The 2,415-nt window shown below is 51.1% G+C and carries 3 protein-coding genes; all 3 read right to left on the reverse strand.

Annotated features, from left to right (window positions below; genetic code table 11):
* Positions 1-33: 33 nt before the first annotated feature.
* The 3 genes from tnpC to tnpA are packed head-to-tail and all read right to left on the reverse strand — an operon-like array spanning position 34 to position 2,328.
* Positions 34-1,617 (reverse strand): IS66 family transposase, encoded by a 1,584-nt coding sequence (gene tnpC / locus EOJ37_RS13830; protein ID WP_127960466.1) that lies wholly within the window; start codon positions 1,615-1,617, stop codon positions 34-36.
* A gap of 46 nt (positions 1,618-1,663) precedes the next feature.
* Positions 1,664-2,032, reverse strand: coding sequence for an IS66 family insertion sequence element accessory protein TnpB (gene tnpB / locus EOJ37_RS13835; protein ID WP_127960467.1), 369 nt, complete (start codon positions 2,030-2,032; stop codon positions 1,664-1,666).
* Complete coding sequence (gene tnpA, locus EOJ37_RS13840; RefSeq protein ID WP_127960468.1) at positions 2,032-2,328, reverse strand: IS66 family insertion sequence element accessory protein TnpA; 297 nt, start codon at positions 2,326-2,328, stop codon at positions 2,032-2,034. The genes tnpB and tnpA overlap by 1 nt, the downstream gene beginning before the upstream one ends.
* Between the last annotated feature and the right edge of the window lie 87 nt (positions 2,329-2,415).

Raw genomic sequence — 2,415 nt, forward strand, 5'->3', positions numbered from 1 at the left:
AACTGTATCCGCCGTTAAATCGACGTATTTGCCCTATTCATATTGCGGTACATTTTTTGAAAAAGGGGCAAGGCCAATGTTCCACGGCAACAGTGCTTCCAGCTTTTCCACCGTATCGGCTTCACCAATGCGCTCCAGCACATGTTGGATATAGGCAGATGGCTCCAGATTGTTGGCTTTCGCTGTTTCTATCAGGGAATAGCAACAAGCGCTCGCCCGTGCCCCTTGGGAACTGTCGGCAAACAACCACGCTTTTCTGCCCACCGCAAACGGGCGTATCGCATTCTCCGCCAACACATTGCTGATATTCAGATAACCGTGCTCGCAGTAGCCGAGCAGCAATGGCCAGTGATTTAGCGTGTACTCCATCGCCCGGCGTGTCAGTGAGCCCTTCATCACTGAACCCACATTTTTCTCCAGCCATGCTTTGAAGGTGGTCAGCAAAGGTAGACTGTGTTGTTGGCGAGCCTGATACTTGTCCTGTTCGGCAAGCCCCTGAATGGCCCGCTCTATCCCATACAGTTTGCCAATGTACCCTAAGGCCACATCGGCCTTGGTAGGCGCAGTGTTTGATGTCTTTTTCCCTTTAGGCATCGCCTTGCCCGCTTCAACATATTTACGCCGGGCGTGGTCCCAACAGCCAATACGCACCAGCTGGTTTTCACGGCACACCTCGGTATAGCCGGCATAACCATCGGTTTGCAAAATACCGCTAAAGCCATCCAACAGGCGCACGGGAACGCTGCCCGCGCGACTCGGGTCATAGTCAAACAAGACCGACGGTTTATCTGGGGGGCCCCCACGTACCACCCACATCCATTTGTCCGATTGGGCCGTTTTACCGTCTTCTTTCAGGACCTGAATGCGGGTTTCATCCATTTGCAGATAGCGACTGCTGTTTTGCACTTCACGCATCAAGTTAATCAGCGGTTGAAAAACATCGGCCAAACGGATGACCCAGTGAGCCATATTGGTGCGGGCTACCGAGTGACCACTGCGGGCCAAGATACTTTCCAGGCGGTACAGCGGCAAGCCATCGGCATACTTGGCCACGATGATATAGGCCAGCAAAGAGACGGTGGCAAAACACTTGCCCAACGGATGAACCGGGCGCTGGGCCGCCACGATAACTTCGTTACCGTCGCGCTCAAATACCGCTTTTTCCTGCCAGTACTCGATAACTTTCATCTGGGCGGGAATATAGGCCAACTCTTCTTTGACCTTGCTGAAAAAGGTGCTGCTGGCGCCCGCTTTCTCCTCATCAGACAGGCACAACTCCACGCGCTCACGCAGCAGGCTATCGGAAAAACCTCGCTGCCGAGTGACCTTTTTCGGCGAGGACAGCGTGGGCTCTTCCTCGGGCAATTGTGCCGATAAAGCCTCAATGGCAACTTCCATTTCAGCTTCATCGAACAGAGAAATCTGGTCGGCGTGCCGCTCGCTACTGGCAGCAAACTGTTGGGCTCTTTTGAGCCGGAGCTGTTCTTCCAGCAGGAGAATATATTGGTCGCGGTATTGAAGTTGTTGCCGTAGCTCCGCATTCAACGCCAACAATTCAACCGCAGATAAACTGCGGTTGTCAGGTTTTTTTTCTGATGGGGGAACAGGCTTTTTCATGAAGGAAATGATAACAAAAACAGCCGCATAATGCACGCTTTATGACTTAATTTACCCTGTCATAATGCAGTTTTTTATGCCCATTGAGCAGACGGATATCGTAACCATCCAGCAACCCATTAATCTGTTCGCCAGTCAGCGGCAACAGGTCATCAGCCAGGTTGGGCCACTTGAACTTCTCTTCGGCCAGCGCCTTATAATAGAGGACAAAGCCATTATCCTCCCACATCAGACATTTGATTTTATTGCGCTGGCGGTTGGTGAAGGCATACAGTGCACCCGTAAAGGGATTATGGCCCAGTTCCTGTTCTATCAGTGCCGCCAGACCATTCACTTGCTTACGAAAATCGATGGGGGCACGATAAAGGTAAATCTGCGGCATTGCCAGCGCAGGGCGTAAGTGATGGTTACGCATTAGAGTTGCCTAAGAATAGCGCCTAGCAGGGCGACATTACTATCATTGAATCCAGTGATCACCAACCCATTGGGCAATGAAAGTGTCAGCTCGGCAGAATTGACCGGTACCGTGGTGGTGACTTTGGTAAACCCGGGTGAAATGTTCTCTTGAGGTTCGCGATATTTTTGCCGCCAATAAACAAACTGGTGGTAAGTGAGTTGATGTTGCTGACAAAAAATCTGCCCGGAAAGGCCAGATGTCTGCCAGAGAATAATTTGTTCACGCCAGTAGTCGGCACGTTGTTGTGATTTCATGATGGCACCTCTGTATTAAATGAACGCAGAGGTAGTGTTGCGCAGTCAATGGCTAAAAAACAGATGCTGATTTAAGGCCGCTTACGA

This window comes from Serratia microhaemolytica (assembly GCF_004011885.1).
Taxonomy (GTDB): Bacteria; Pseudomonadota; Gammaproteobacteria; order Enterobacterales; family Enterobacteriaceae; genus Serratia_G; species Serratia_G microhaemolytica.